Here is a 3456-nt window from a genome sequence, read left to right as displayed (position 1 = left end):
TGTCATAGATTAAGGTTTTTCAGAGTTGAGGAGTATTTATTTACCAAAGCCACCGCTGCGTGATCTGTAAGAAGAGCTTCTTGACGATCTCGAGGCGCTACGTCTTGTTTTGGTATTGGTAGCCGATCGCGAAACCCTGCTTCTTACTGTATTTTTAAATGAAGATGGCTTGTTGCCCCAGGTTGAATTTTTGCCTGTACCAGATGAGGTATAACTTTTTGTGCCATACACTTGCCCGCCAGGACCGTAATAAGGCCTGCCTGATCTGTAGTAGCCGCCTCCGTAATAATCGTCATAATATGATCTTCTGGCCGGGTAGGCCATCATATTAAACATAGAGCTCATAAAAGCGTACTTACCATAAAACTCCCAAAAAGAACCCCCATTTCGCTCCGTCCATCGGCCGTATTTCTCATTGCCAACATAGTGATTGTAGCCGGCAGGAGAGACCTGCTTTTTAAGCTGACCATCTTTTTTGGTCACAATCTCCATACCCATATTATTTACATTCTGATCGAAAAACACATCAGAAACTGTATACCATTGCGTTTCACGTGCGGTTACAGTATCTCCCTCGGGTACTACAATCTTATACTGGTGTTTGTAAACTGTAGAAGATCCGCTTCCTTCAGCATCCATATCATAAAGAATGATAGAAAAGTCAGGTTTGTCGGAGAGTGATTTTACGATATTGTCAATGGGCGATTTTTCCCATCTCGGCACATCAGATCTGCTACCGCATGCGTTTAGTGTCACTGCTACGATAGCAAACCCGAGGGCTGCTGTCATTATTTTTTTAAGCATAGTGTTTTTGGTTTAATGATTGAGGTTTCTCTTATCTGGTTGCGGGTAGGATATTAGAGATTTCAAATTCTTTAATGGTTTTACCTGCCGAGGCTTCAAACTCTCTCTCATCCCACTGTTCTATCGTAATAATTTTTTCTCCGGACTTATCGGCAAAGTCCCAGGCGATAAATTCCTCCCAGACATCTTCGGGTTTAGCACAATCGTGGAAATAGCCCGGTGCTTCTTCTTCGAGTAAATACTCAGTGTCCTGATAAGTGATTTTAGAAGGAGGCTTTTGTTTGTTCATAAGCTCTTCAAGTACATTGTCGCCCAGTTCTCTCACCTTCAACTTGGTAGAGAGCGATAGTTCCATTTCATCATCTTCTTCTACGGATAGAAAAAGTGTTTTACTTCCATCACTTATTTTATACTCCTGTGTGAAATAATTGTCTCCCCAGTCGTACTCGTAAGCTTCCTGCACCTCCCAGGTGGCGAGGTCGTATTCAAATACGAATCCAACATCAAGATCCTGAATCCTGATGTTGGTGCTATCGTATTTAGGCTCTTCTTCTTTTTTCGAAAATAAGTTGCCAAATAAGCCCATACTACTCTGATTTATTTTTCATCTTGGCTTTCAACTCCTCAAGAGAGCTTGATGCATTTAATTGCTTCTCATCCAGCACAGAGTCAATTTCTTCATCAATGCTTTTGCTTTCGTTTGAGATCTCACCGTAAGCTTCAGACATCGCTTCTTGCTGCTCTACTTTCTCCTTCATTTTTTCTAGCATGCTTACAGTGCCTGAGCTGTCTATACCAGAGAGCTGTTTGTTTATCTTTTGAGTTGCGCTACTCACTTTGGCTCTGGCCTTAAGAGTGCGCAGCTCGTTTTCGTATCTGGTGATAGTAGATTTGAGCTTTTTTACGTTGGCATCCAACTGAGAGATGTTGTTGTCAAACCTGGTGATTTCTTCCTGAGCTCTTTTGGCATCTGCCATAGCCTCTTCCTTTCTGGTGAGCGCTTCAGTGGCGAGTCTGTCTGCTTCTGCACCGTCTAGCTCTCCTTTTTCTGCTTTTTGTAGTAATAATATTGCCTTCTTTTCATAGCTATCGGCAGTCGACTTAGCAGTTTCTAAGCTTCTCTTGCTTCTTATCGACATAGCCTTCACTTCCGCAAGCGCCTGTAAGCTTTTGTCAAGGTCGACCTTTAAGTCTCTTATGCCTTGCTCAGTCATTTTAATCGGATCTTCCAATTTATCTATGGCTGCGTTAGTCTCTGCTTTTCCTATTGTAAATAATCTGTTAAATATTCCCATTGTGTGTAGTGTTTTTAAAGTTTTGAAAATCTAAGGATCTCAGATCCGTACTCGCTTAATAATAGTGTGAGTGAATTGAGGCTTCCTTCCAGTTCGTTTATATCTAAGTTTTCTAATTGCAACGTATCTCTAAAAAGTACGTGTGTTCTCTCCTGATTGAGAGCAAATGCTCCATGAACAATTTCCCGATTTTTCACGAGTAGTTCTTCAAACATTTCACCGTTTTTGCTGGTGATTTCAAACAACAGCCCTTCGATAATTAGTATCGAATCTTCACAGTCGACTATGAGGTTAGAAATACCAGCTTCTTCTTTCTCTATGACGAAGAGTTGCTCATCCTTATCTTCTTTCAGAATGTTGAATTCTAAGTCTAGCAAGTAGGATTTTACCTTTTCAAAATTCGCGCTCATTGAATTTTTAATTTTAATATGATTAAATAGATTTTTCTCATTATTTGTATTTCAATATTAGTGAAAAAATGTGTCTTTATAAATTAAGTGATCGGTGCTCATAGCCTGAGCAAAACCAAGCTATTGCATAAACCACCATTTGATTAAATCTGACCAGTAAGCGGCTAGCAATACACCAAGAAAACAGGAAGCTGAAAATATTAAAATTGATCTGATAAGTGCGGACTCTTTTTGGTCAGCAATCTTCTGTCTGATAGTAAGTAAAGTTTGCTTACTTGCAGACTCAATTTTATAGGTCTTGGCTCTTACAATGTCGTTTCCGTAAGTTTCTTTTATTTTCTTTAAAGCTTCTTTTGGCTTCCTTGTAAAAACCTCTTTTTTCATTCCAAATCCCATGTATCCCATAGTCGCTTAGTTTTTGTTTAACATAGATTCTATTCGAGACAATTTACTTTCAAGTTGTCCCATGCGTTCTTCCATCCTGGTTGGTGCTATTAGCTTGTAGCTGAAATAAGCATCTGCATGCCATAATTCAATAACTTGCTTTTTATCAAGCGATAAATCATCATAGGCAGGATTGTCGCATCTAAAAATGATTTTATCATCAACAGACTTTAGTCTTCTGGCCACGAGCTCTCTTTCTGTTACGATCATATATACTTCCCCAATGTGTAAGTTTTCATAATCACTTACCGGGCTGCAGAGCAATATGTCCTTATGGTGGAGGCCGCAATGCTCATATTCCATTTCGCTACCATTTATCTGAAAAGCCCTCGACTTCTTAGATTGTGTATATGGAAACTGTATGAGGGGCAGTTTATTGATAAAATCTCTGTTGTCGTGATTTACAATATAATCCAGGTCATTATCTAGCGTGACCAGCGGAGTATGCTCCTTTATATTGTCTTTGTCGATGGTGGTGATCTCTTCCTTGTTGATGTCATTTT

At 39.7% G+C, this 3456-nt stretch carries 6 protein-coding genes; all 6 read right to left on the bottom strand.

Features of this window, described 5'->3' with window-relative positions; all coding sequences use genetic code 11:
* Nucleotides 1-36 precede the first annotated feature (36 nt).
* Nucleotides 37-804, bottom strand: a complete 768-nt coding sequence (locus tag E1176_RS03850; RefSeq protein WP_155209252.1) for a hypothetical protein — start codon at nt 802-804, stop codon at nt 37-39.
* A 31-nt stretch (nt 805-835) separates the two neighbouring features.
* Complete coding sequence (locus E1176_RS03845) at nt 836-1390, bottom strand: DUF4178 domain-containing protein (RefSeq protein ID WP_155209251.1); 555 nt, start codon at nt 1388-1390, stop codon at nt 836-838.
* Nucleotide 1391: 1 nt separating this feature from the next.
* The gene (locus E1176_RS03840; protein WP_155209250.1) at nt 1392-2099 is read right to left on the bottom strand and encodes a PspA/IM30 family protein; all 708 of its coding nucleotides are present in this window, start codon (nt 2097-2099) and stop codon (nt 1392-1394) included.
* 14 nt (nt 2100-2113) lie between these two features.
* On the bottom strand, nt 2114-2509 hold the full coding sequence (locus tag E1176_RS03835; RefSeq protein ID WP_155209249.1) for a type III secretion system chaperone family protein: 396 nt from the start codon (nt 2507-2509) through the stop codon (nt 2114-2116).
* 120 nt (nt 2510-2629) lie between these two features.
* Complete coding sequence (locus E1176_RS03830) at nt 2630-2914, bottom strand: hypothetical protein (RefSeq protein WP_155209248.1); 285 nt, start codon at nt 2912-2914, stop codon at nt 2630-2632.
* A gap of 6 nt (nt 2915-2920) precedes the next feature.
* Nucleotides 2921-3456: S24 family peptidase (locus E1176_RS20480; protein ID WP_185152609.1), on the bottom strand; the 536-nt coding region annotated here is incomplete at its 5' end.

This window comes from Fulvivirga aurantia (genome assembly GCF_009711475.1).
In the GTDB taxonomy this organism is placed as follows: domain Bacteria; phylum Bacteroidota; class Bacteroidia; order Cytophagales; family Cyclobacteriaceae; genus Fulvivirga; species Fulvivirga aurantia.
The sequence above is the reverse complement of the archived record's forward strand: the minus strand, read 5'-3'. Positions and strand labels throughout refer to the sequence as shown.